24 protein-coding genes are annotated in these 24518 nt (G+C 60.7%); 11 read left to right on the top strand and 13 right to left on the bottom strand.

Annotated features, from left to right (window positions below; translation table 11 throughout):
* The first annotated feature begins 247 nt into the window (after nt 1–247).
* Nucleotides 248–988: a helix-turn-helix transcriptional regulator gene (locus RHSP_RS28445; RefSeq protein WP_004127083.1), complete on the top strand. Its 741-nt coding sequence runs from the start codon at nt 248–250 to the stop codon at nt 986–988.
* Between the two features lie 116 nt (nt 989–1104).
* The gene (pyc, locus tag RHSP_RS28440; protein ID WP_004127081.1) at nt 1105–4566 is read left to right on the top strand and encodes a pyruvate carboxylase; all 3462 of its coding nucleotides are present in this window, start codon (nt 1105–1107) and stop codon (nt 4564–4566) included.
* A gap of 99 nt (nt 4567–4665) precedes the next feature.
* On the opposite strand, the gene RHSP_RS28435 is transcribed toward pyc, so the two are convergent.
* The 4 genes from RHSP_RS28435 to RHSP_RS28420 all read right to left on the bottom strand — a co-directional run bounded on the left by RHSP_RS28435 (nt 4666) and on the right by RHSP_RS28420 (nt 8486).
* On the bottom strand, nt 4666–5922 hold the full coding sequence (locus RHSP_RS28435) for a multidrug effflux MFS transporter (RefSeq protein ID WP_004127078.1): 1257 nt from the start codon (nt 5920–5922) through the stop codon (nt 4666–4668).
* Between the two features lie 264 nt (nt 5923–6186).
* Nucleotides 6187–6948: an amino acid ABC transporter ATP-binding protein gene (locus tag RHSP_RS28430; protein WP_004127076.1), complete on the bottom strand. Its 762-nt coding sequence runs from the start codon at nt 6946–6948 to the stop codon at nt 6187–6189.
* The gene (locus RHSP_RS28425; RefSeq protein ID WP_037155066.1) at nt 6945–7625 is read right to left on the bottom strand and encodes an amino acid ABC transporter permease; all 681 of its coding nucleotides are present in this window, start codon (nt 7623–7625) and stop codon (nt 6945–6947) included. The genes RHSP_RS28430 and RHSP_RS28425 overlap by 4 nt, the downstream gene beginning before the upstream one ends.
* An 87-nt stretch (nt 7626–7712) precedes the next feature.
* A complete protein-coding gene (locus tag RHSP_RS28420) occupies nt 7713–8486 on the bottom strand; it encodes an amino acid ABC transporter substrate-binding protein (RefSeq protein WP_004127070.1) in 774 nt (257 codons plus the stop codon).
* 282 nt (nt 8487–8768) lie between these two features.
* On the opposite strand from RHSP_RS28420, the gene RHSP_RS28415 reads away from it, so the two are divergent.
* Nucleotides 8769–9707 carry a LysR family transcriptional regulator gene (locus tag RHSP_RS28415; protein WP_037155064.1) on the top strand — a complete coding sequence of 313 codons (939 nt, stop codon included), beginning with the start codon at nt 8769–8771 and terminating at the stop codon, nt 9705–9707.
* Here the strand turns inward: RHSP_RS28415 and RHSP_RS28410 are convergent.
* The 3 genes from RHSP_RS28410 to RHSP_RS28400 all read right to left on the bottom strand — a co-directional run bounded on the left by RHSP_RS28410 (nt 9658) and on the right by RHSP_RS28400 (nt 12267).
* Nucleotides 9658–10386 carry an SDR family oxidoreductase gene (locus RHSP_RS28410; RefSeq protein ID WP_200863309.1) on the bottom strand — a complete coding sequence of 243 codons (729 nt, stop codon included), beginning with the start codon at nt 10384–10386 and terminating at the stop codon, nt 9658–9660. The genes RHSP_RS28415 and RHSP_RS28410 overlap by 50 nt on opposite strands.
* Before the next feature lie 302 nt (nt 10387–10688).
* Entirely contained in the window at nt 10689–11270 is a 582-nt protein-coding gene (locus tag RHSP_RS28405; protein ID WP_004127034.1) for a CHAT domain-containing protein, read from the bottom strand.
* Between the two features lie 124 nt (nt 11271–11394).
* The gene (locus tag RHSP_RS28400; RefSeq protein ID WP_037155062.1) at nt 11395–12267 is read right to left on the bottom strand and encodes a DMT family transporter; all 873 of its coding nucleotides are present in this window, start codon (nt 12265–12267) and stop codon (nt 11395–11397) included.
* Between the two features lie 252 nt (nt 12268–12519).
* Between RHSP_RS28400 and RHSP_RS28395 the strand changes: the two genes are divergently transcribed.
* Nucleotides 12520–13719: an MFS transporter gene (locus RHSP_RS28395; RefSeq protein ID WP_004127030.1), complete on the top strand. Its 1200-nt coding sequence runs from the start codon at nt 12520–12522 to the stop codon at nt 13717–13719.
* Between the two features lie 127 nt (nt 13720–13846).
* The gene (gene ispG / locus RHSP_RS28390; protein ID WP_037155060.1) at nt 13847–15100 is read left to right on the top strand and encodes a flavodoxin-dependent (E)-4-hydroxy-3-methylbut-2-enyl-diphosphate synthase; all 1254 of its coding nucleotides are present in this window, start codon (nt 13847–13849) and stop codon (nt 15098–15100) included.
* A gap of 74 nt (nt 15101–15174) precedes the next feature.
* Here the strand turns inward: ispG and RHSP_RS28385 are convergent, their stop codons facing one another.
* Nucleotides 15175–15816, bottom strand: coding sequence for a LysE family translocator (locus RHSP_RS28385; protein ID WP_037155057.1), 642 nt, complete (start codon nt 15814–15816; stop codon nt 15175–15177).
* A gap of 183 nt (nt 15817–15999) precedes the next feature.
* Nucleotides 16000–16914, bottom strand: coding sequence for a polyprenyl synthetase family protein (locus RHSP_RS28380; protein WP_004127026.1), 915 nt, complete (start codon nt 16912–16914; stop codon nt 16000–16002).
* A gap of 163 nt (nt 16915–17077) precedes the next feature.
* Between RHSP_RS28380 and mtgA the strand changes: the two genes are divergently transcribed.
* From mtgA to rpmF, 4 genes are all read left to right on the top strand, one after another.
* Nucleotides 17078–17839 carry a monofunctional biosynthetic peptidoglycan transglycosylase gene (mtgA, locus tag RHSP_RS28375; RefSeq protein ID WP_004127024.1) on the top strand — a complete coding sequence of 254 codons (762 nt, stop codon included), beginning with the start codon at nt 17078–17080 and terminating at the stop codon, nt 17837–17839.
* A 94-nt stretch (nt 17840–17933) separates the two neighbouring features.
* Nucleotides 17934–18656 carry a DUF1868 domain-containing protein gene (locus RHSP_RS28370; RefSeq protein ID WP_004127022.1) on the top strand — a complete coding sequence of 241 codons (723 nt, stop codon included), beginning with the start codon at nt 17934–17936 and terminating at the stop codon, nt 18654–18656.
* Between the two features lie 17 nt (nt 18657–18673).
* Nucleotides 18674–19321: a glutathione S-transferase family protein gene (locus tag RHSP_RS28365; protein ID WP_004127020.1), complete on the top strand. Its 648-nt coding sequence runs from the start codon at nt 18674–18676 to the stop codon at nt 19319–19321.
* A gap of 169 nt (nt 19322–19490) precedes the next feature.
* On the top strand, nt 19491–19676 hold the full coding sequence (gene rpmF, locus RHSP_RS28360; RefSeq protein ID WP_003543812.1) for a 50S ribosomal protein L32: 186 nt from the start codon (nt 19491–19493) through the stop codon (nt 19674–19676).
* Nucleotides 19677–20031: 355 nt separating this feature from the next.
* On the opposite strand, the gene phaR is transcribed toward rpmF, so the two are convergent.
* Complete coding sequence (phaR, locus tag RHSP_RS28355; RefSeq protein ID WP_004127018.1) at nt 20032–20604, bottom strand: polyhydroxyalkanoate synthesis repressor PhaR; 573 nt, start codon at nt 20602–20604, stop codon at nt 20032–20034.
* 240 nt (nt 20605–20844) lie between these two features.
* Here phaR and RHSP_RS28350 point away from each other — a divergent pair, with 240 nt between their 5' ends.
* Both RHSP_RS28350 and phbB read left to right on the top strand, forming a co-directional pair.
* Nucleotides 20845–22026 carry an acetyl-CoA C-acetyltransferase gene (locus tag RHSP_RS28350; protein WP_004127016.1) on the top strand — a complete coding sequence of 394 codons (1182 nt, stop codon included), beginning with the start codon at nt 20845–20847 and terminating at the stop codon, nt 22024–22026.
* Nucleotides 22027–22124: 98 nt separating this feature from the next.
* Nucleotides 22125–22850 (top strand): beta-ketoacyl-ACP reductase, encoded by a 726-nt coding sequence (gene phbB, locus RHSP_RS28345; protein ID WP_004127015.1) that lies wholly within the window; start codon nt 22125–22127, stop codon nt 22848–22850.
* Between the two features lie 145 nt (nt 22851–22995).
* On the opposite strand, the gene RHSP_RS35235 is transcribed toward phbB, so the two are convergent.
* The 3 genes from RHSP_RS35235 to RHSP_RS34115 form a co-directional block, all read right to left on the bottom strand.
* Complete coding sequence (locus RHSP_RS35235; RefSeq protein WP_167332679.1) at nt 22996–23169, bottom strand: hypothetical protein; 174 nt, start codon at nt 23167–23169, stop codon at nt 22996–22998.
* Between the two features lie 154 nt (nt 23170–23323).
* Nucleotides 23324–23581, bottom strand: coding sequence for a YMGG-like glycine zipper-containing protein (locus RHSP_RS28340; protein WP_200863308.1), 258 nt, complete (start codon nt 23579–23581; stop codon nt 23324–23326).
* A gap of 44 nt (nt 23582–23625) precedes the next feature.
* Nucleotides 23626–23781: a DUF3309 family protein gene (locus RHSP_RS34115; protein ID WP_075853478.1), complete on the bottom strand. Its 156-nt coding sequence runs from the start codon at nt 23779–23781 to the stop codon at nt 23626–23628.
* Nucleotides 23782–24518: the final 737 nt, after the last annotated feature.

Raw genomic sequence — 24518 nt, 5'->3', positions numbered from 1 at the left:
GCACGCCTTAAGTTGTCGCTATCGGTTTTGTTTAAAATGTGAGAGGCTGGCGCCGCCTTGGCGTCACATTGCCATATCGCGCAAGATCTGCCATCCAAGGTTGAATGATAAAAATTTCGCCAAGTACGTTCAATTTTGTGCCGGGCTGAGTATGTTGCCCGGCAATTGGATGCGCTTTGGACGAGGCGGGACACCGTTCAGGATGTCGGCGCGCCAGCAATTCAGGCTGTGAAGCCAAGAGGTAGATGTGAATATCCATTCGTTGTTACAGCTGCTTGTCGTCATCGAAGAATGCAAGCTAGCCAAGAATGTCGTGTCCGAACTCGAGGTGGTGCTCCGTTCCTACAAGTTCGATTTCTACGGCCTGCTGCGGCAGCCGCGGCCGAATATCGAGCTTGCGAGTTTTATTCTTGCCGGCCGCTGGCCCGAAAAATGGCCGCTGACCTATGAAAACAAGCGCTATATGCTTGTCGACCCGGTCGCGCGCCATCTCAGCCGGGCGCAGCGGCCCTTCCGCTGGCGCGACGCCGTGACCGCGCTCAAGAGCGATCCCCTGCGCAGACGGATGGAGCAGATGATGGCGGACGCCCGCGCCAACGGGCTGATCGATGGCTACATCTTTCCCATTCACGGGCGCAACGGCCTGCTCGGCAGCATGACGATCGGCGGCGATGCCGTCGATCTGTCGCCGACGGAGCTTTCGCTCTTCGATGCGGTGGCCAGGAAGGCGTTCTGGCGGCTTCTGGAGCTGCGCGGCGAGGCGAAATCGCTGGAGGACGCCACAAAGGTCGATGCGAAATTGACAAAGCGCGAGATGGAGGTGCTGAGCCACTTGGCAGAAGGCATGACGTCGATCGAGATCAGCCGCCTGCTTGTCATCTCCAACCATACCGTCGACTGGTACATGAATAGCATCCAGGACAAGCTGAAGGCGAAGAACCGGCAGCACATTGTCGCAATCGCTTTCAGAAATGGTCTTATTCCGTAGCGGCAACTATTTTGATTTCTGGCAGCATGAGGAAATTGACACTTCTTGTGACAAGAAGTTAAGAATTTTCTTCGCGGGTGCAGCATTGCCCGTTTCGATGCCGTGAGGAGACTGCATTGCCCATTTCCAAGATCCTGGTTGCCAACCGTTCCGAAATCGCCATTCGCGTATTCCGCGCCGCCAACGAGCTTGGCATAAAGACGGTGGCCATCTGGGCCGAGGAAGACAAACTCGCGCTGCATCGCTTCAAAGCGGATGAGAGCTATCAGGTGGGCCGCGGCCCGCATCTTGCCCGCGATCTCGGCCCGATCGAGAGCTATCTGTCGATCGACGAGATCATCCGCGTCGCCAAGCTTTCCGGCGCCGACGCCATCCATCCGGGCTACGGCCTTCTGTCGGAAAGCCCTGAATTCGTCGATGCCTGCGATGCTGCCGGCATCATCTTCATCGGTCCCAGAGCCGATACGATGCGCCAGCTCGGCAACAAGGTGGCAGCCCGCAATCTGGCGATCTCGGTCGGCGTGCCCGTCGTGCCGGCAACCGAGCCGCTGCCGGAAGATATGGCAGAGGTCGCCAAGATGGCGGCTGAGATCGGCTATCCGGTCATGCTCAAGGCCTCCTGGGGCGGCGGCGGCCGCGGCATGCGCGTCATCCGTTCCGAAGCCGATCTCGCCAAGGAAGTGACGGAGGCCAAGCGCGAGGCGAAGGCCGCCTTCGGCAAGGACGAGGTCTATCTCGAAAAGCTCGTCGAGCGCGCCCGCCACGTCGAAAGCCAGATCCTCGGCGACACGCACGGCAATGTCGTGCATCTGTTCGAGCGCGACTGTTCTGTCCAGCGCCGCAACCAGAAGGTCGTCGAACGCGCGCCGGCACCCTATCTCACCAACGCGCAGCGCCAGGAACTCGCCGCCTATTCGCTGAAGATCGCCGGAGCAACCAACTATGTCGGCGCTGGCACCGTCGAATATCTGATGGATGCCGATACCGGCAAATTCTACTTCATCGAAGTCAATCCGCGTATCCAGGTCGAGCACACGGTAACCGAAGTCGTCACCGGCATCGATATCGTCAAGGCGCAGATCCATATTCTCGACGGCTTTGCCATCGGCACGGCGGAATCGGGCGTTCCGCGCCAAGAGGACATCCGCCTCAACGGCCATGCGCTGCAGTGCCGCGTGACGACCGAAGATCCGGAGCATAATTTCATCCCGGATTACGGCCGCATCACTGCCTATCGCTCGGCCTCCGGCTTCGGCATCCGTCTCGATGGCGGCACCTCCTATACCGGTGCGATCATCACTCGCTACTACGATCCGCTGCTGGTGAAGGTGACGGCCTGGGCGCCGAACCCGCAGGAGGCGATCGCCCGCATGGACCGCGCGCTGCGCGAATTCCGCATCCGCGGCGTCGCCACCAACCTCACCTTCCTCGAAGCGATCATCACCCATCCGAAATTCCGCGACAACAGCTATACGACGCGCTTCATCGACACGACGCCGGAGCTGTTCCAGCAGGTCAAGCGCCAGGATCGCGCCACCAAGCTTTTGACCTATCTCGCCGATGTCACCGTCAACGGTCACCCCGAGACACGCGGCCGGCCCATGCCCTCGCCGAAGGCGGCCAACCCGGTCCTGCCCTATATCGACAGCAATATTCCCGACGGCACCAAGCAGCTGCTGGACAAGCTCGGCCCGCAGAAGTTTGCCGAGTGGATGCGCGGCGAAAAGCGGGTGCTGATGACCGACACGACCATGCGCGACGGCCATCAATCGCTGCTCGCCACCCGCATGCGCACCTATGACATCGCCAGCGTCGCTGGCACCTATGCGCGCGCCCTGCCGCAGCTTCTGTCGCTGGAATGCTGGGGCGGCGCCACCTTCGACGTCTCCATGCGCTTCCTCACTGAAGATCCGTGGGAGCGCCTGTCGCTGATCCGCGAGGGTGCGCCGAACCTGCTGCTGCAGATGCTTTTGCGCGGCGCCAACGGCGTCGGCTACACCAACTATCCCGACAATGTCGTCAAGTACTTCGTTCGCCAGGCGGCCAAGGGCGGCATCGACCTCTTCCGCGTCTTCGACTGCCTGAACTGGGTCGAAAACATGCGCGTGTCGATGGATGCCGTTGCCGAAGAGAACAAGCTCTGCGAGGCAGCGATCTGCTATACGGGCGATATCCTCAACTCCGCCCGCCCGAAATACGATCTGAAATACTATACGGATCTCGCCGTCGAGCTGGAAAAGGCCGGTGCCCATATCATCGCGCTGAAGGACATGGCAGGCCTGTTGAAGCCGGCTGCGGCCAAGGTGCTGTTCAAGGCGTTGCGCGAGGCAACCGGGCTGCCGATCCATTTCCATACGCATGATACGTCGGGCATTGCGGCCGCCACCGTGCTGGCGGCGGTCGACGCCGGCGTCGATGCCGTCGATGCGGCGATGGATGCGCTGTCGGGCAATACCTCGCAGCCCTGCCTCGGCTCGATCGTCGAAGCCCTTAAAGGCTCCGAGCGCGATCCGGGCCTCGATCCCGAATGGATCCGCCGCATCTCCTTCTACTGGGAAGCTGTGCGCCACCAGTATGCCGCCTTCGAAAGCGATCTCAAGGGACCGGCTTCGGAAGTCTACCTGCACGAAATGCCGGGTGGCCAGTTCACCAACCTCAAGGAGCAGGCGCGTTCGCTCGGCCTTGAGACCCGCTGGCATCAGGTGGCGCAGGCTTATGCCGACGCCAACCAGATGTTCGGCGATATCGTCAAGGTGACGCCGTCGTCCAAGGTCGTCGGCGACATGGCGCTGATGATGGTGAGCCAGGACCTGACGGTTGCCGATGTCGAAAACCCGGCCAAGGATATCGCCTTCCCGGATTCGGTCGTCTCGATGTTGAAGGGCGATCTTGGCCAGCCGCCGTCTGGATGGCCGGAAGCGCTGCAGAAGAAGGCGCTGAAGGGCGACAAGCCCTATACCGTCCGCCCCGGCTCGCTGCTTGCCGAAGCCGATCTCGATGCCGAGCGCAAAGTCATCGAGACCAAGCTGGAACGCAAGGTCGGCGATTTCGAATTCGCCTCCTACCTGATGTATCCGAAGGTCTTCACCGACTATGCGCTGGCTGCCGACACTTACGGTCCGGTCTCCGTGCTGCCGACTCCGGCCTATTTCTACGGCCTCAAGGAAGGCGACGAACTCTTTGCCGAAATCGAAAAAGGCAAGACGCTCGTCATCGTCAACCAGGCGATGACGGCAACCGATGAGAAGGGTATGGTCACCGTGTTCTTCGAACTCAACGGCCAGCCGCGTCGCATCAAGGTGCCGGATCGTGCTCATGGCGCTTCCGGCAGCGCTATCCGGCGTAAGGTTGAAACTGGCAATGCCGCCCATGTCGGTGCGCCGATGCCGGGTGTGATCTCAACTGTCTTTATCTCGCCCGGCCAGGCGATCAAGGCCGGCGACGTGCTGGTTTCGATCGAGGCCATGAAGATGGAAACGGCGCTGCATGCCGAAAAGGACGGCACGATCTCCGAGGTGCTGGTGCGCGCCGGCGATCAGATCGACGCCAAGGATCTGCTCGTCGTCTATGGCGCGTAATCGGCGAGGGCCGGTCTTCGAACCGAGCCGTTGATTAAAATATGAATGTCTTCGTCGCACGGCCGGGCTGTTATCGCCGGCCTTGCGGCGAAGATGTCCTTATTCCGGCTGGCGAGCATGTCGCTCCACGAAGGCTGCCCAAAGTGCCATCAGCTGCGCGAGCACTGCGGATACCAGCATCAGGGCGAACAGAGTTTGGATCGTCGGCGATCGGGCGAGAAGCAGTCCTGCAAAGGAGCCGATCAGCGCGCCGCCTGATATCCGCATGGCGGCGGCGAGCCCCGCGGCCGTCCCGACCATATCCGCTCGTACCGACATCGCGCCGCTGTTGGCAGCCGGCATGGTAAGGCCGTTGCCGAGGCCGATGAAGATGCAGGGGCCGAAGAGCGCGAGAATATGCGTCGCGCCTGACAGCGATAAGGCGAGGCCGGTTGCCAGGCCGATGCAGGTCAGAAGCCGGGCCATAACGAGGATTGTGCCGAGCCGGATTCTTGCTGCGTAGCGGCCGGCCAGATAGCTGCCGAAAATGAAGCCGGCGGGAACCAGCCCCATGTAAAAGCCGAGCAAGGCGCTGGAACCGCCGAGCGTATCGCCTATCGTGAGCGGTGCCCCGCCGAGGAAGATGTAAAGTACGCCCATCGAGCAGGCCATGCAGAGCGTATAGGCCCAGAACCGCTGCGAACGCAGAAGCAGTTCATAGGAGGTAAGATAGTTCCTGCCCATTCCCGACGAAGGCGGCCTCGATCCCTTCAGCTCGTGAAGGGACAGAAGAAAGGCAGCGATGCCGAGGATTGCGAGGACGACGAAGCTTGCCTGCCAGCCGAAAAGCTCGTCCAGCGAGCCTCCGAAGAGCGGCCCGACCATAGGCGCCAGCGCCCATCCCATGGCGAGATAGCCGAATTTGCTGGCCGCCTCCCGATCGTTTGATGTTTCCTTGATGATAACGAGCGCTACAGAGTAGCAAGGGCCGATGCACGCCTGCATCATGCGGCAAAGCAGGAAGATGCCGATATTCGGAGCGAGAGCGCAGCCGATCGAGGCGACGATGAAGATCGAGAGCGCGGTCAGGACAACCGGCCGGCGGCCGAACCGGTCCGATATCGCACCGCCGATGGCTTCCAGGGCTGCCGTGACAATGGAAAAGCCCGCGACCGAGAGGTTCACGAGGGCGAAATCGGCATGGAATGCCGCGGCGATTTTTGGCAGCGACGGCAGGATCATGTTGACCGGCAGCACGGCAAGGGCGGAAAGCAGGATGAGGGTCGTCAGCCGCGGCCGTGCGGCTGCTCTTTCGATTGTCGTGTCTTCGATTGCTTGTGTGGATGAACTTTCGATGCGGCTTTCGGTGCGCGTCATGGCCTTGTCCGTCGTGTGAGTGGGAAGTCGAGGAAGATCTGACGGGTGCCGCCCCGTTTCAGGGCAATAAAAAAGGCCCCATCAGGAGCCTGCTTACCGCGCATGGGTGCTTTCGCTGGATGGTTACACCATCCTGCCCATGCGCCTTCCTACCACTGCGAGAACGAGTGCCGTGTTCATGATGTTAGAGCTAACCGCAAAGCCGCGGATCGTCAATGCGCGGCCTCCCCAAGATTGAAGCCGTTTTTGATCCCGATCGGCGACTCAGATGTCGTAGCTGTGGCCGGCATTCAGCGTCGAGATGAATTGCTTGGTCCGCTCTTGGGAAGGATTGGAGAAGACGCTGCGCGAGGAGCCGGTCTCGACGATGTTGCCAGCTTCCAGGAAGACCACGTTGTTGGCGATCTTCGAGGCGAGGCGCAGGTCATGCGTCGCCATGACCATGGTCGTGCCTTCATTGGCGAGCTTGCCGAGGACGTCGACCACTTCTGCCGCCAGTTCCGGATCGAGCGCCGAAGTTGGCTCGTCGCAGAGCAGCACGCGCGGCGAGGGGGCAAGCGCCCGGGCGATGGCTACGCGCTGCTGCTGCCCGCCCGATAGCGTCGAGGGCCAGGCATCCATCTTGTGTGCCATGCCGACCTTGGTCAGCAGTTCGACGGCGCGGGCGCGGGCCTTTTCAGTCGGCCAGCGCAACACCGTCGTCAGGCCTTCCATGACATTCTCGATGGCGGTGCGGTGCGGAAAGAGCTGGAAATTCTGGAAGACCATGCCCGTCTGCCGGCGGATCTTCTGGATGTCCTGCCATGCCACGCGCTTGTTCGGCGCAAAGGAGATGGACTCGCCGCCGATGTTGATCGTTCCGGCCGTCGGGATTTCCAAGAGGTTGATGCAGCGCAGCAGCGTGCTTTTGCCGCCGCCGGAAGGACCGACCAGCGCCGTCACCGTGCCCTCGGGAATCATCAGGCTGATATCCTTGAGGATGACGTTGTCGCCGAAGCGCTTTTCGATGTGGGACAGCTCGATCATGCGCGTGCCTCCAGCGTGCCGCCGGAACGGGAGAAATGGCGCTCGAGGTAGCCCTGCAGCGTCGAGAGGAAAGTGCTGAGCACGAGATAGATGATGGCAGCCTCGACATAGAGGATCAGCGGCTCATAGGTCGTCGCCACGATGCGCTGCGCGGCCTGGAACAGCTCCGGCACGGTGATGGCGGCGGCAAGCGAGGTATCCTTGACCAGCGAGATGAAGGTGTTCGACAGCGGCGGCACCGCGACGCGGGCCGCCTGCGGCAGGATGGTGCGGCTCATCGCCTGGCGCCAGTTCATGCCGATCGAATAGGCGGCTTCCCACTGGCCCTTCGGCACGGAAGAGATCACGGCGCGGATGATTTCCGACGTATAGGCACCGACGCTGAGCGTGAAGCCGATCACGGCGGCCGGGAACGCATCGAGCAGGATGCCGAGGCTCGGCAGGCCATAGAAAATGACGAAGAGCTGCACCAGAAGCGGCGTACCGCGGATCACCCAGACATAGAAGCGCGCGACGGCGACCAGCGGCGGCGGGCCGAACAGGCGCGTGACGGCGGTGAGCAGGCCTAGCAATATGCCGAGGACGAAGGTTATCAGGGTAAGCGGGATGGTGAAGACGAGCCCCGCCCAAAGCAGCGTGCCCAGTGACTCCGACATCAGTTGCAACCAGTGCTCCACGCAGATGCGACCTTTCCATAAGAGAATGCGTCCGGAGATGACCCCGGACGCATCTTTTTCACAATTTGGCGTTTCTGCCTATTCCCCTTACTTCGAAACGTCCTGTCCGAAGTATTTCTGGGAGATCTTGGCATAGGTGCCGTCAGCCTTGATGTCGGCCAGGGCCTTGTTGATGGCGGCCTGCAGTTCCGGCTCGCCCTTGCGGAAGATGACGGCGGAATAATCGGCATTGGCCTGCTGGGCGACGATCTTCACCGGCGCATCGGGCTTGTGCTTCTTGAAGTCGAGGAAGGAGAGGCTGTCGTTGATGGTGGCGTCGGCGCGGCCGGTCAGCACGAGCTGGATCGACTGGTCGAAGCCGTCGGTGCCGACGAGTTCGGCGCCGGCTTCGGTGGCGAGCTTGCCGAAGTTGCTGGTCAGCGACTGTGCTGATTTCTTGCCCTTGAGATCGGCGAAATCCTTGATGCCGGCATTGCTTTCCTTGACGATCAGCACGGCCTTGGAGGCGATGTAGGGATCGGAGAAATCATACTTCTTCTTGCGCGCATCGGTGACGCCGACTTCGTTGATGACGGTGTCGTAGCGGTTGGCGTCGAGGCCGGCGATCAGGCCGTCCCACTTGCCTTCCAGGAACTGCGCCTTGACGCCGAGCTTGGAGGCGATGGCTTCGGCGATCTCGACATCGAAGCCGGTGAGCTTGCCGCTCTCGTCATGATAGGTGAAGGGCGCGTAAGTGCCTTCCGTGCCGACCTTCAGCACGCCGGCAGCCTGGATCGCCTTGAGATTGTCGCCGGCATGGGCGGGGAGCAGGAGCGCGGCCTGCACGAGGGCGGCGGCGGCAACAGTCTTCAACCAGTTCATCGTTTTCTTCCGTTTCTAGAGCGGTTTCGATCAATGTTGCATACATCGCAGAAAAAATGGAACGAGGAAGCGTAGAAAACTGCGAGATAAATGGGCAATTGCGAATATTTTTCTCAAGATGCAGCGGATATCGCGCATAGGCCTATGGCGAGCGATAGGCATGGCATGATCCGCTGCTTGTTGACCCGAGCTCCGGCGGCGTGGCAGCCTTCCAACATAGAGCGCGGCCTTTCCCCTTCGCTCGTCGCAGCACCTGCTGCGGCATCATTACGGAATTGATTGATGCATCCGAGACTTCTCAGGACATTTTTGGCAGTCGCTCATAACAGAAGCTTCACGCGCGCTGCCGAGGAGGTTCACCTCGCGCAATCGAGTGTCAGCGATCAGATGCAGGCCTTGGAGGTGGAGCTCGGCGCCGAGCTCTTCGTTCGCTCGCGGCAAGGCCTGGATTTGACGCAGGCCGGTAAGGTCCTGGCCTCCTATGCGGCGGAAATCCTCGAGCTGGCGGATGAGGCGCGGATAGCCGTTGCCGCTGCGGGCGGTTCCGAGAAGGGGACCGTCGTCATCGGCGCGCTTGAGACTATCGCCTCCGTCCGGTTGCCGGAATGGCTTGCCAGCTTTCAGGCGGCTCATGCCGACATTGCGCTTCGGTTGAAGATCGCGGGAACCGGCGAGTTGATGCGCAAGCTTGAAGCCGGTGAGCTCGACGTCGTCTTCTGTTTCGACGGTGGCGGTCTTGATGAGCGTTTTGTGAAGCGTGCGGTTGCCATGGAAGCGCTGGTTCTCGTGGCGCCCAAGGGCGGCGCCTTTGACGAGCGACAGCCGGATCTGGCCGAGCTTACCGCGATCGATTTCCTGGCAACCGAGGTTGGATGCGTTTATCGAGCCATGTTTGACAAGGCCTTTGCCGAAGCCGATCTGGCACCGCCGAGGCTTGCCGCGGAGGCCGGAAGCATCGGCGCAATCGCGAGATTGATTGCTGCTGGTGCGGGCATGGGACTCGTGCCGCGTCTTGCCGTCGCCGATGCCATCGATCGGGACGAAATCAACGAGCTGCCTTGGCCCGGGCCGTCGCAAACCGTTCCGCTTGTCATGATCTGGCGGCGCCGGCGCGTGCAGCCGCCGCCGTTGAAGTTGCTGCTGGCGGCTGCGAGCGAAGGCTTCGCGCCGGTTAAATCAACCGATGCCCGCCCTCGACATGCAGTACAGTTCCCGTCGTAAAGCGGTTGCCCATCAGGTAGCCGATGGCGTCGGCTATATCCTCCGGCTGCCCGACGCGTCCGGCCGGTAATCGCTTGGCCATGGCGTCCAAGGTCTCGTTTCTTTTATCGCCCGCTACGAATGTCCAGATAGGCGTGTCGACCCAGCCGGGCGACACGGCATTGACCCGGATCGGCGCCAATTCGACCGCAAGCGCGCGTACCAGTCCTTCCAGTGCCGCATTGACAGCCGCCACGACCGATCCGCGCGGCTGAGGCCGATAAGCCGCGACGCCGGAGGTGAAGGTGAGGGAGCCGGAGGGCGACAGTGCGGGCGCGCCGTATTTCGCCAGCAGCAGCGGGCCGAAGAATTTGCTGTCGACGACCCTTTGTGCTGCCCTCATGTCCATGTTGGGCAGGAGTTCATAGGCTCCTTCGATATCGGCGGCGGTACTCACGATGTGATCGACCGTGCCGATGCGATCGAACAGGGCAGCTACTTCCGCCTCACGAGAAATGTCTATCGTCACCGTCGATAGTGCCGGATGCGACAGTTCCGCGCTGGCACGGCCGAGCTTTTCGGCATTCCGTCCGGCGATGATGACCTCTGCCCCGGCGGCAAGCGATTGCTTCGCCAGCGCCATGCCCATTCCGGAACTGCCGCCGACGATCAGGATCCTTGAATTCGCTATGTCTGTCATTGCCATGTTTTCCACTCCTGCAGCTGATGACCGTAGTGGAGATTTGGCAGAGAGGGATGCGGAGCGAAAACGGAGAAAACCGATGGCGCTATCGGCTCGTCCGATGGAGAGTGGACGTGACAGTCTTAGACAAACACGCATGGTGTCTTCAGCTCAGCCAAGCGCTGCTTTTTCCATGCGTCCGCTATCATGACCACCATTGCGTCGAGCGGCCGAGCGGTGTCGATTTAGAGATCGCATCGGCAATCGTTGGGCAGGCGTATCTTATACCGCAACGACAGGTCGTCGCAGACAGCTGTCGTTCACGAGCCCGCAGATGCTTCGCTGGACCCTTGAAACAGGGCAATTGCCAGCTCGTTGCTATCGAAGTTGCTCGCCAGCGTGACGGCCTCCTCCAAAGAGGCCTGCTTTTGAAGGAGGTGATAGAAAAACCCGTGCACGAAGAGCGGGATGGCCGCGCCATCCGGGTATTCGGCGGGCGCAATGTAGGCGCGGGCGCCTCCGGAAAGAAAGGCCCGTGCGAAGGCCTCGTTGCCTGTCAGGCACGCCGTACTCAAGATGACCTTGCCCGGCAGCTTGATCCGGTCCATGAGATTGGCGGGCGGCAGGCTCCCTTTGACGAGGGCCGACGTGTCGATTTCCTCGACGAATTGTCCGAGTACGAAGCCCGTCTCGTCGCCGTGGCCGGACAGGATGACATATTCCGGCGCGGTTTCCCCCTGGCCCAGGCATTTTAGGACATCGTTTGGTGTTCCCGGCAAATGCAGCAGGACTGCGGCTCCAAGGCTTTCCAGAATTGCTCTGAGAAGAAGCGCCTCGCCAGTATCGCCGATTGCGACAATCGCAACCGGCTCGCGAGGCCAGGAAAAGTACTTGTCGATCATCACCCTATCTCCGGCATTCCCGATAAACGTGAAGGTCTGGCATAACAGGCGCGCTTTTCGACGCCTTTGCCGTGAAGGATACGGCAGACGACATCTTTAGCGATAGAATTTATTCTTGCCGACTTCAAGCCGTAGCCGTGCGCCGCTTCATCCGTTCGCTGATGATGATGATGAAACCGGCGCTGAGGATGAGGATGGCGCCGATGAAGGTGTTGATGCCGGGGATATCGCCCCAGATCAGGTAGCCGAGAAGGAAGGCCCAGACGAGCGAGGTATATTCGAACGGCGCCAGCACCGAGACCGGCGCCTGGCGCATGCCCTCGAACAGGGCGAGCTGGCCAGTACCTGCAATGACGCCGGTTAGCAGAAGCAGGACGATCTGGAATGGGGTCGGCGTGTGCCAGTAGGCGATGGCCATGCCGGTGGTCAGGATGATGAACAGGATGTTGGAGACGGCCATCTGGATGTGGCTCTTCTCGTGCAGCGCGGTCTTGCGCAGGAGCACCATGCCGCTCGCCCAGAGGACCGCTGCCTGCAGCGCCAGATAGACCGGCCAGGAGATCGACAGCCCCACCGGATTGGAAGCGATCACGACGCCGCAGAAACCGACGCCGACGGCCATCCAGCGCGCGACAGTGACCTTTTCGCGCAGCACGATGGTCGCAAGGATCGTGCCGACGATCGGTGCGGCGTAGTAAAGTGTCGTTACCTCGGCGAGCTGCAGATAGGAGGCCGCTGTATAATAGGAGATCCAGGCGATCAGGATAATGATGCTGCGCACGATCATCGGCTTGATGATCGGCGAGCGCGCCACTTTACGGGCAAGCGGCGGTCCTTCGAAGACGAAGCAGCCGGCAAGGATCGTACAGCTGCGGATGAACAGGACCTGCCAGACCGGGATGGAGGTGACGAGCAGCTTCACCGCCGAATCGTGGGCAGTGAACATCATATAGGCAAACACCGTCAGTAGGATGCCAAAGCTGATGGAATTTTTCACGGAAACACCAAGGGATAACCCGACGCGGGCGGGCCGAAGAATCTTTCAGGCTTCAAGCGATAGGAGCCTCGTTTTTCATCGTCAATAGGGCTTTTCGCCTATGCCGTACGGTCACGATTTATTTATTCGGGGTTGTGGCGCCTTTGCCTCCGCTTTAACAGGTGGAGATGAAATGTGACCGTTCCTGCCTGTTTCCGTCGTTGAGATTTCAATCGATTTAAATAGACTGCGGTGCCGATTTGGAGGAATTTCATGGACGAAATGGCGAAATTTGAGGGACTCGAGGCCCGTCGGAGCGCATTTTTCACAAAACCGCGCGCAGCCGTTTCGTTGATGTTCCTGCTGAACGGCTTCATGGTCGGCTGCTGGGCACCGAAAATTCCGGAATTCGCCGAGCGGCTGCAGCTGACGAAATTCGAGCTCGGCCTGATGATCCTAGTCTTCGGCGTCGGCTCGCTTGTCATGATGCCGTTTGCAGGCGCGCAGATCGCCGTGCGTGGCTCGCGCGTCGTCGTGCGCGCCTTTGCGGTGCTGCTGCTGCCGATGATTCTGGCTCTCACACTCGCGCCGAACGTATGGACCGCGGCCGTCGCACTCTTCCTCTTCGGCGGCTTCATCGGCGCCATGGACGTGGCGATGAACGCCAATGCCGTCTCGGTCGAAAAGACCATGCGCCGGGCGATCATGTCCTCCTGCCATGCCTTCTGGAGCCTCGGCGGCCTGCTCGGCTCGGCGATCGGCGGTTTGCTGATATCGCGCTGGGGCGTTCTCGGCCATGCCGAGGCATCGACGGTTCTTGCCGTTCTCTTCCTGATCATTGCCTGGCCGATGGTTCTCGGCGACCAGCCGCATCCCGATGAGGCCAAGCCGAAGGCGCGCCTGCCAATGATCCCGCTGCCATGGCTGCTCGGCATTGTCGCGCTGTTCTGCATGGTGCCGGAAGGCGCGGTGCTCGACTGGAGCGCGCTCTATCTCGGTCAGGAAAAAGGCGCGTCGGTGGCGCTCTCCGGCTTCGGCTTCGCCGCCTTCTCGGCCACCATGGCGACCATGCGCTTTGCCGGCGATTTCGTCCGCGATTGGCTCGGCGCAGTCCGGACGCTGCGCGTCTGCACGGTCTTTGCCATCGTCGGCATGATGATGGCGGCGCTGGCGCCGAATGCGGAGATCGCTATCCTCGGCTTTGCGCTGTGCGGCATCGGCATTTCCAACATGGTGCCGATTGCCTTCTCCGCCGCCGGCAACATTCCGGGGCTGCAGCCCGGCATCGGCATTTCGGTCGTCACCACGCTCGGCTATTCCGGCATGCTGGTCGCGCCATCGGCTATCGGCTTTGCCGCCGAGCATGTCGGCTTCTCGCCGGTGCTGATGGCGCTGCCGGCGCTGCTGCTCGTCGTGCTCGCCTTGTCGTCGCTTGCGCGCTACGCAGACGGCATTGGCGAGAGCGAGCATTAATTTCGTCGCTTTTGCCCGGTAACGGGTTGGACCCGTCCGATCAAAAGAGATTGTCGCAGCGGTTGACAACGACCGTTTCGTGATCCACCTGAAAGGCACCCATTTCCGAGGCCTGCGAGAGCTTTCCATGTCGTCCGCCACCGATTTCGATCCGAAACCGCGCCGTTCCTCCGTAGCCGTCGATGTCGGCGGCGTGATCGTCGGCGGCGGTGCCCCCGTGGTCGTGCAGTCCATGACCAATACCGATACGGCCGATATCGATTCGACCGTGGCGCAGGTGGCGGCCCTTTACAAAGCCGGTTCGGAACTCGTGCGCATCACCGTCGATCGCGATGAAAGCGCCGCCGCCGTGCCGAAGATTCGCGAGAGGCTGCTCCGTCTCGGCATGGACGTGCCGCTGATCGGCGACTTCCACTATATCGGCCACAAGCTGCTGGCCGATCATCCGGCCTGCGCCGAAGCGCTGGCGAAATACCGCATCAATCCCGGCAATGTCGGCTTCAAGGACAAGAAGGACAAGCAGTTCGCCGAAATTATCGAGATGGCGATCCGCTACGACAAGCCGGTGCGCATCGGCGTCAACTGGGGTTCGCTCGATCAGGATCTCCTGACCGCGCTGATGGACAAGAACGCCGCCGAAGGCTCGCCGCTGTCGGCCCGGCAGGTGACGCGCGAGACGATCGTGCAGTCGGCGCTGATCTCGGCCGATCTTGCCGAGGAAATCGGCCTGCCGCGCAACCGTATCATCCTGTCGGCCAAGGTCAGCCAGGTGCAGGATTTGATCGCCGTCTATTCCATGCTGTCCGAGCGCTCCGACCATGCGCTGCATTTGGGCTTGACCGAGGCCGGTATGGGTTCCAAGGGCATTGTCGCTTCGTCGGCAGCCATGGGCTATGTGCTGCAGCACGGCATCGGCGATACGATCCGCGTTTCGCTGACGCCTGAGCCGAATGGTGACCGCACCCGCGAAGTGCAGGTGGCGCAGGAGCTGCTGCAGGTGATGGGCTTCCGTCAGTTCGTGCCCGTCGTCGCGGCGTGTCCCGGCTGCGGCCGCACGACATCGACCGTGTTCCAGGAACTGGCGCAGAACATCCAGAACGATATCCGCAAGAACATGCCGGTCTGGCGCGAGAAATATCCGGGTGTCGAGGCGCTGAACGTCGCCGTCATGGGCTGCATCGTCAACGGACCCGGCGAAAGCAAGCATGCCGATATCGGCATTTCCCTGCCCGGTACGGGCGAGACGCCGGCAGCCCCCGTCTTCATCGATGGCCAGAAGGCCATGACGCTGCGCGGCCCGAACATCGCCTCTGACTTCGAGGCGCTGGTGACCGACTATATCGAAAAGCGGTTTGGCCAGAAGAACGCCGCGGCGGAGTGATCCGCCGCTTGCCGGATTGCCGTTCTTACGCAATTCCGGCCGGAAAACTGCTGCCCATCTTTCCTCGAATTGCCCTAGATATTGCTCGTCAGCAACTTGATGCCGGCGAAGCAATAGAAGCCAGCCATCGCGCCTTCGATCCAGCGACGCGCACCGCGGTAGATCTTCAGCGCATGCGGCGTGGAGAATAGGACCGCATAGCCCATGAATACCACGAAGCCGGTACTGCAGCAGACGGCGATGATCAGCATCGCGACCGAGGCGGGCGCGCCCTGCGGCATGCCGAGCGCGATGATGGCGAGCCAGGCGAAGATCGCCTTCGGGTTGGTGACGTGGATACCGTAGCCGCGCAAGATCAGCGATTTGAAGCTGGGCGTCTTCGGCCCCTCTGCGGCAGTCGTCAGTTCTCCGTTTGAGCGGACGGCGCGAAACGCCTTGTAGGCGAGATAGAGCAGATAGAGACCGCCGAAGATCTTCAGGAGTTCCAGCGCCATCGCGTAGGTCTGCAGCAGAGTGGCGAGGCCGGCGGCAGCGGCAATCGCCCATGTCAGCGAGCCGCCGAAGATGCCGAGCGAGATGGTCATGCCGGCCTTGCGGCCATGGGTCATCGACGTGCCGATAATGGCCATGATGGCCGGGCCGGGACTGACCACGGCAACAATATAGGCAATATAGGCCGGCAGGATCTGCGGCAGGTAGGTAAGCGCTTCGCGCATGGAGAATATTCCTGGGGCGTTGGCTGGCGCGAAGGATTCCGCGTCTACGGGCCAATTCAGCGCAGGAACTTCTCACAACGCGAAACGGAAATCACCCTTCGGAACGCAGATTCTTGTCATGGTGACATTCGCTGGCGTCGAGCGAGGTCCGGGTGAAGGGGCGCGGCAAGACGCCGCGCGCGCTCAGTTTCTGCGGTTTGCCACGAACCGGGCCGTCTCGATCAAGATGTTCGCTTTGTCGCCATAGGCGGACAACAGGTCGCCCGCTTCGGTCACCAGCCTTGAAACCGTCGCTTCCGCCCATTCCTGGCCGTGCAGGCCGACGAGCGTACCCTTGCCGCGGGCGGCATCCTTACCCGTTGCCTTGCCCATGGTGACGGCGTCGGCGGTGAGGTCGAGCAGGTCGTCGGCAAGCTGGAAGGCAAGGCCGATCTTTTCGCCGAAGAGCCGCAGGCGCTTGCGGTCCTCGTCTGAGGCACCGGCGGCGATGGCGCCGGCCTCGCAGGCAAAGCGGATCAGCGCGCCCGTCTTCATCGCCTGCAGCGTCGTGATGCCGCTTTCGTCGGGCGTTTCCTTTTCCGCGGCGAGATCAAGCGCCTGGCCGCCAGCCATGCCGCCGATGCCGCCCGCCCGCGACAGCGCCAGGACGAGCGCCATTTTCCGGTCGGCGGGCAGCTGCGTTTCGGGCGCCGCGATGATGTCGAAGGCGTAGGTCAACAGGCTGTCGCCCGCCAGGATCGCCGTCGCATAGTCGTAGGCGATATGCACGGTCGGCTGGCCGCGGCGCAGGTCGTCGTCATCCATTGCGGGCAGGTCGTCATGGACGAGAGAGTAGCAATGCACGCATTCGAGCGCGGCGCCGATCCTGAGCGCTGCATCTGCGTCGCCGCCGAGAAGGGCTGCGGATTCCAGGACGAGAAAGGGCCTCAATCGCTTGCCGCCGTTCAGTACGCCATGGCGCATCGCGCTCAGCAGCCGTGCGGGGCGGACGATTTCGTCGTCGAGGCTGGCGTCGTCGAGAAGCCGGTTCAGCAGGGCTTCGATCTTGCCGGCATTGTCCTTGAGACGGTGCTCGAATGAGGAATAGGTGCTGTCCATGGCGGCTGTTTGGCATGAGAGGCGGTTGCTGGCAACGAGAATTGTCAACAGCCGGGCGGGGAATCATGCCCTACTCTGGTCATCACTCCGTGTAGACGGTATGACGGGTGCAGCATCAGAGCGTTTCCCGGATGCATTGAGAGTGCGCCGGGATGGAGCGATCGTGGACCTCAGGCAATTGGACATATCGACCGACAACGAAGAGGAGGCCGAGGTGCCGCAACGGTCCTCCCTGTTTGCGCGCTTCAAGGCAAGGCCGCTTTGGCAACGCATCGTCCTCGTGCTGATCGGCTTTTTCCTGCTGCCCTATCTCCTCATCATCCTCTACCTGCTGCCATTCGTTCATCCGGTCTCTACCTTGATGGTGGGAGATGCGGCCACCTTTCATGGCTATGATCGCCGCTGGGTTCCGCTCGAGAATATTGCGCCGGTGCTGGTGAAATCTGTGATGGTGTCCGAGGACGGGCAGTTCTGCTTTCATGGCGGTGTCGATTGGGGCGAGATGCGGACGCTTGTCCAGGAGACGCTGCGCGGCAAATCCACGCGCGGCGGCAGCACCATCCCGATGCAGACGGTGAAGAACCTGTTCCTTTGGAACGGCCGCTCCTTCGTGCGCAAGACGCTGGAGCTGCCGCTTGCGGTTTCCGCCTCTTTCGTCTGGCCCAAGCGCCGAATGATGGAGATATACCTCAATGTCGCCGAATGGGGGCCGGGCATCTATGGCATCGAGGCGGCGGCGCGCTACCATTTCAAGGTGCCGGCCTCCAGGCTGACGGCGCGTCAGGCGGCTCTTCTTGCCGTTTCGCTTCCGAACCCGATCGATCGGGTAGCAAGCAAGCCGGGGCGCGGGCTCAGCCAGCTCGCCTCGCTGATCCAGCGCCGCGCGCGCAACGCCGACGCATACATCAAATGTCTTTATGACTGAGATCAGAACTTGTCGTTCGATCGGCTCATCGTCATCTGGCATTCTTGGCCGTGACGTAAGGCGGATGATCTGCCAACGATGATCGGACGCACCCATGGATTTCGACGTTTTCTCTCCCGAGCTGCTCAAATATTCCAAGAGCCTGCATCCGGAGCCGCCGCCCCATTTCGGCAGGCGCTACGATCGATCCAGCGTCTTCCAGCCTGAGCCCGGCAATACGATCATCTGCCACGTAGCCAAAGCCTCGCAGACACAGCATGCGATCGCTGCGGCGCGACAGAAATATCTCGACATGCCGGAGGCTAAGCAATTCGCCTTCACACCGATCTCCAGCCTGCATATGACCCTGTTCCAGGGCATCATCGAATATCGCCGCAGCCGGTCCTTTTGGCCTGATGACATCGCGCTCGACACGCCGATCGATGAAATGACCGAGATCATGGGCGAGCGGCTGAAGGCCCTTGCCATGCGCGATCCGTTCAAGGTTGCGGTGACGAAGGCGCGGTCGAGCGGCCTTCTGGTCGACGGGGCAACCGAAGCGGATCGCAAGACAATGCGCGCCTGGCGAAATGCGCTGGCGGATCTTCTCGGCTATCGCCATCCCGATCACGAAACCTATCCTTTCCATATCACGTTTGCCTATGCCATCGAGCGGCTGGCCGACGAGGCGCTGCCGCGCTGGCAGGCGATGCTGGACGCGGTGGCGGCGGAGCTTCGCGCCGAGGTGCCCGTTCTGGAGCTGCGGCCGCCTGCCTTCTGCGCGTTCGGCGATATGAACCATTTCGAGGAACTCCTCGTCTTTGAATTCCGGAGCTAACAAGGAAAAAGGGAATTATGGAAAAGCTGACCCTCTATATCGGCAACAAGAACTATTCTTCCTGGTCGTTTCGGCCATGGATCGCGCTGCAGGGCTGCGGCGTCGCCTTCGAGGAGGTATTAATTCCCTTCGACTTTCCGGCCGGCAATCCGCAAATTCGCGAGGTTTCGCCGACCGGAAAAGTGCCGATGCTGGACCATCGCGGTTTCAAGATCTGGGAATCGCTCGCCATCATCGAATATGTGGCCGAGCTCTTCCCGGATGCCGGTCTTCTGCCGGCGGATCGGCAGGCGCGAGCCTTGGCGCGGTCCTACAGCATGGAGATGCTTTCGGGCTTTAGCGCCCTGCGCAGCAACTGCCCGATGAATATGCGCCGTCCGGTGAGCCGTCCCGAGCTGCCAGAAGAGGTCATGACGGATGTCGCGCGCATCGAAACCATATGGCACGAGGCGCGCTCCCGCTCCGGCGGCCCCTTCCTGTTCGGGGCGTTTTCTGGCGCCGATGCGATGTTTGCGCCTGTTGTCAGCCGCTTCGAGCGCTATGATATCGCCGTCTCCGACGAGACAAAGGCTTACATGGCTGCTATGAAGGCGCTGCCTGCCTGGAGGAAATGGGAGGAGGCGGCACTGAAGGAAACATGGATCGTCCCGGAGGACGATGCGTGAGCCGCTGATTCGGCTCGATTCAGGCGCGGCGGGCAAAAAATGCTAGAAGGGACTGGTCAAAGCCCTGCAAGCCATGTATAAGCCCGCCCAATTTCCGAAATTGATGCATGTCTGTTTCGGCCGCCTCGCTGGCCGTGGATATGTTTCGTCCGTACATGGAGTAACGAGAATGGCTGTACCGAAGAGAAAAACGAGCCCGTCCAAGCGCGGTATGCGCCGCTCTGCTGACGCCCTGAAGGCTCCGACCTACGTCGAAGACAAGAACTCCGGCGAACTGCGTCGTCCGCACCACATCGACCTGAAGACCGGCATGTATCGCGGCCGCCAGGTTCTGACGCCGAAGGAAAGCGCATAATTTAGCGCTGCCTCGATGGCGTGAATAAAAAAAGGCTGGCGTTTCGCCGGCCTTTTTCTGTTTTGATCGAGGTTGTGCTGGGATGCGTGAAAGTTGCCTGTTTGTGTGCCGGGCCTCTGATACCCCCCTCTGTCCCTTCGGGACATCTCCCCCACAAGGGGGGAGATTGTTGGGAGTATGCTGTGCCTGCTCTGGCAAGAAAACACATATAGTTTCAACAGATGCAATAATGACTTGAGGCAAGAAGGCGCTGCGAATTACCGATCTCCCCCCTGTGGGGGAGATGTCCCGAAGGGACAGAGGGGGGTATCAGAGGCCCGGCAAACTCATGGCTGCTTTCCTCCGCTGCCTTATCTCAAAGACTATCCAGCTTGTTCTGCATGGCGCGGAGCTGTTCCTTCAGCTCGTCGATGTCCTTGGCTTCGGCCTTGCGGCTTTCCTTGGCCGGCGGCTTCATGAAGGGCGAGAACATCTGCATGGCCTGCTGAAACATCTCGGTGTTGCGGCGAACCTGTTCCTCGACCATCTGCATCGGCAATTGCAGGTTCTTGCCGAGCGGCGTTTCGCCGAAGGCGCGGTTCATCTGTTCGCGCATCTGGGTCTGCTGCTCGGTGAAAGCGCGCATGGAATGTTCCAGGAAGCTCGGCACCACCATCTGCATCTGATCGCCGTAATAGCCGATCAGCTGCCTGAGGAACGAAATCGGCAGCAGCGTGTTGCCGGTCTTCGATTCCTGCTCGAAAATGATCTGCGTCAGGACCGAATGCGTAATATCCTCGCCGCTTTTGGCGTCCTGGACGACAAATTCTTCACCCTTCTTCACCATCTCCGCCAGGTCGTCCAGCGTCACGTAAGTGCTGGTGCCGGTATTGTATAGGCGGCGATTGGCATATTTCTTGATTACGATCTGGCCGTCATTCTTCGCCATTATCAGTCTCCTGGCCCCGTCTGATTGTATGGAATACTCCTCCACCGCTGAGTGTAGACGCAAAAGAAGCTTGGTGACAATCGGTTTGTGCGATGCGGCAAGCCCTTTCCTTTGATTGGGTTTTTGTGAGCGATGACGGCTTCATGAAATCTGCGCGTCGGAAATTCTTGCAGTTTGACTCCGGCGCAAAGCTTTGACAGTTTCGACTTATATACACGTTCTTTCTGTGAGGAGGCTTTCATGAGCAGTTCATCCATCGTCGTCGCCAGCGCGGCTCGCACCGCCGTCGGCTCCTTCAACGGCGCGTTTGCGACCGTCCCGGCTCATGAGCTTGGCGCCGCCGCCATCAAGGGCGCGCTCGAGCGTGCGGGCGTCGATGCCAAGGAGGTCGACGAAGTGATCCTCGGTCAGGTGCTGCAGGCCGGCGAAGGGCAGAACCCGGCTCGCCAGGCTGCGATGAAGGCCGGCATTCCGCAGGAAGCGACCGCATGGGGCGTCAATCAGCTCTGCGGCTCCGGCCTGCGCGCCGTCGCACTCGGCATGCAGCAGATCGTGACCGGCGATGCGAAGATCATCGTCGCCGGCGGCCAGGAATCCATGTCGATGGCCCCGCACGCCGCCCATCTTCGTGGCGGCACCAAGATGGGCGACATGAAGATGATCGACACCATGATCAAGGACGGCCTGATGGATGCCTTCTATGGCTATCACATGGGCATCACGGCGGAAAATGTCGCGCGGCAGTGGCAGCTTTCGCGCGACGATCAGGACCAGTTTGCCGTTTCCTCCCAGAACAAGGCGGAAGCTGCGCAGAAGGTCGGCCGGTTCAAGGACGAGATCGTTCCCTTCACGATCCAGACGCGCAAGGGCGACGTCACCGTCGATGCCGACGAATATATCCGCCACGGCGCGACGCTGGACGGCATGGTGAAACTGCGCCCGGCCTTCGACAAGGAAGGTACTGTGACCGCCGGTAACGCCTCCGGCCTCAATGACGGCGCTGCCGCCGCCGTTCTGATGACCGAGGCTGAAGCCTCGCGCCGCGGCATCCAGCCGCTTGCCCGCATCGTCTCCTGGGCGACTGCCGGCGTCGACCCGCAGATCATGGGCACAGGCCCCATTCCGGCCTCCCGCAGGGCACTGGAAAAGGCCGGCTGGTCCGTCGGCGATCTCGATCTCGTCGAGGCCAACGAAGCCTTCGCCGCCCAGGCTTGCGCCGTCAACAAGGATCTCGGCTGGGATACGTCGATCGTCAACGTCAATGGCGGCGCGATCGCCATCGGCCACCCCATCGGCGCCTCCGGTGCCCGTATTCTCAACACGCTGCTGTTCGAAATGAAGCGCCGTGGCGCCCGCAAGGGGCTTGCTACGCTCTGCATCGGCGGCGGCATGGGTGTCGCAATGTGCTTCGAGGCGCTCTGAGCGCTTCAAGCGAGAATTTCCGGAAGACGTGGTGAAAGTGGAGAGGGCGCTCGATGTACGAGCGTCCCGTCTCCGCAGCAACAAAAGGGGAGTGGCACATGAGCAGAGTGGCATTGGTAACCGGAGGGACGCGTGGTATTGGAGCGGCCATTTCGATGGCGCTGCACAATGCGGGCTATAAGGTGGCGGCAACCTATGCCGGCAACGACGAAAAAGCCCGGGCTTTCCACGATGTGACCGGCATCTCCGTCCACAAGTGGGATGTGACCGACTATGAGGACTGCGGCAAGGGCATCGCCAAGATCGAGCACGATCTCGGCCATGTCGAAGTCCTGGTCAACAATGCCGGCATTACCCGCGATGCCATGTTCCACAAGATGACGCCGCAGCAGTGGCACGAGGTCATCAATACCAACCTCACCGGCCTGTTCAACATGACGCATCATGTCTGGCAGGGGATGCGCGAGCGCAGCTTTGGCCGAATCATCAACATCTCTTCGATCAACGGTCAGAAGGGGCAGATGGGGCAGGCGAACTACTCTGCCGCCAAGGCTGGCGATCTCGGCTTCACCAAGGCGCTTGCCCAGGAAGGGGCCAACAAGAACATCACCGTCAACGCCATTTGCCCAGGCTATATCGGTACGGAAATGGTGCTTGCCGTGCCGGAAAAGGTGCTGAACGAGCGTATTATCCCGCAGATTCCCGTGGGACGTCTCGGCGAGCCGGAAGAAATCGCCCGCGTGGTGGTCTTCCTTGCCAGCGACGATGCCGGTTTCATCACGGGGTCGACGATATCAGCCAACGGCGGACAGTTCTTCGTCTGAACGGATTTTTATGTGCATGGCGTTTCCGCGATTCGAAGGAAAGCGGAAGCGCCATATCTTCTCGTTTCTTCGCGCTTTCTAGATGGAAAACCGCCGTGCGGTTTTCCTGAAAATGCTCCCAAAGATTGCCGGGTTAGCCCGGCAATCATCCTCGGCCCGAGTTGGCCGATTGCCGCTGTCGCGGCTTGAATTCCAGGATGACGGCTTCCAGCGCCATGCGCCGTTTTTCCTTGCTGCGGGCCCTGACCGCGCAGCCGAGGGCGTAAAAGGTCGTGCCGACGAGTGCGAATGCTGCAATGCTTGCGACAATTGCGGCCATGACGCCGTTCCTTTCTCAAAACACTGCTTCATCCCCGCAAACAGGCTGGTGCGGGAAAGGGATCGTCTTTCGCAAATTGCCGCCTCAAGCGTCCGGCGCGCGGAGCTTGAATGTCATGACCGGCCGACAGGTCGGCCGGTCATGACACTTGGTGTTAGCGGCAACGAGCCTCATAACGGTTGCCATAGCGGTCGCGATAGATGCAGTAGCCGCGACGATCGTGCGACTGGCCGATGAGGTTGCCTACGAGACCACCGGCGACTGCGCCGACGGCTGCGCCACCCCAGCTATGCGTGGCAACGCCGCCGATCAAAGCACCCGTACCGGCGCCGATGGCTGTGCCTTTTTCTGTTGCGGTGCACGACGCCAGTGCCCCGACGATGGCGATCGCGACGATGATCTTCTTCATGATGTTAGCTCCCTGGTGCTTCGAAGTTTTCAACAATGATCTGCGGATCAGATCCGCCCCATCAATAGCAGAATAAGAACAATGACGAGAACAAGCCCGAGACCGCCTGACGGGCCGTATCCCCAAGCGCGACTGTAGCCCCAACTCGGAAGTGCGCCTATCAGCAGCAGAATCAGTATCACAAGCAATACTGTACCAAGCATGATATGTCTCCTCCATGTCCGTCGCAGAATATTCCCAGCGCCTTGAGCCATCCAGCGACGCGCTTCGGAACTTCTGCCGTGACCGCTCGCGATGCGCGAAGACGGCGTTCCCGACATTTCTGCCTTAGAAACTTGCGTGACGGAAAATTGTTCCGGCTAAGAAATAAAAATCGCGGTGCCGAGAGGCATCATGATCTGAAAATTCTTAATGCGGCGGCATGAGCGAGCGGGAATGCAGGTAAGATGAGACGTAATCTTATGGTTAAAATATGATTAAAATACAATAGGTTGCGGTGAACGAAACGAGAAAGAGGTGATGTCTGCGATTCGTCGGTGATTCGTTCTGCATTTGAGCCTTGGTTAATATGGAGGCCGCTGGAACGAGGTGTCGATCCTTCCAGACGAGCGGAACAGGGGAAGCGACCATTTGCCGGATACCGCCGATAGTCGCCGAAAAGTAGCGTTCGGGGATCTCCATCGGTTAACGCCGGGGTGTTTGCGGTGCAATTCGCGAACATGCTCGTTCCTTATGTCGCGATGCCGTCCATCCGCGCTACCATATATAGCCGTGAATATATGAAACACATGCATGCATCCTATGGGTGTATCTGCCGACTTCTATATTTGCGCTCGCCGAAAGATTAATTGCAATCCACGATTCGGCTCGAATCGCGGCTTCAATCATTCGGAGTCCGGTATGAGTCGTGGGAGAACATACTATATATTGTGGAGAACAA

The organism is Rhizobium freirei PRF 81, from assembly GCF_000359745.1.
Taxonomy (GTDB): Bacteria; Pseudomonadota; Alphaproteobacteria; order Rhizobiales; family Rhizobiaceae; genus Rhizobium; species Rhizobium freirei.
This window is presented reverse-complemented; position numbering and strand designations above follow the sequence as displayed.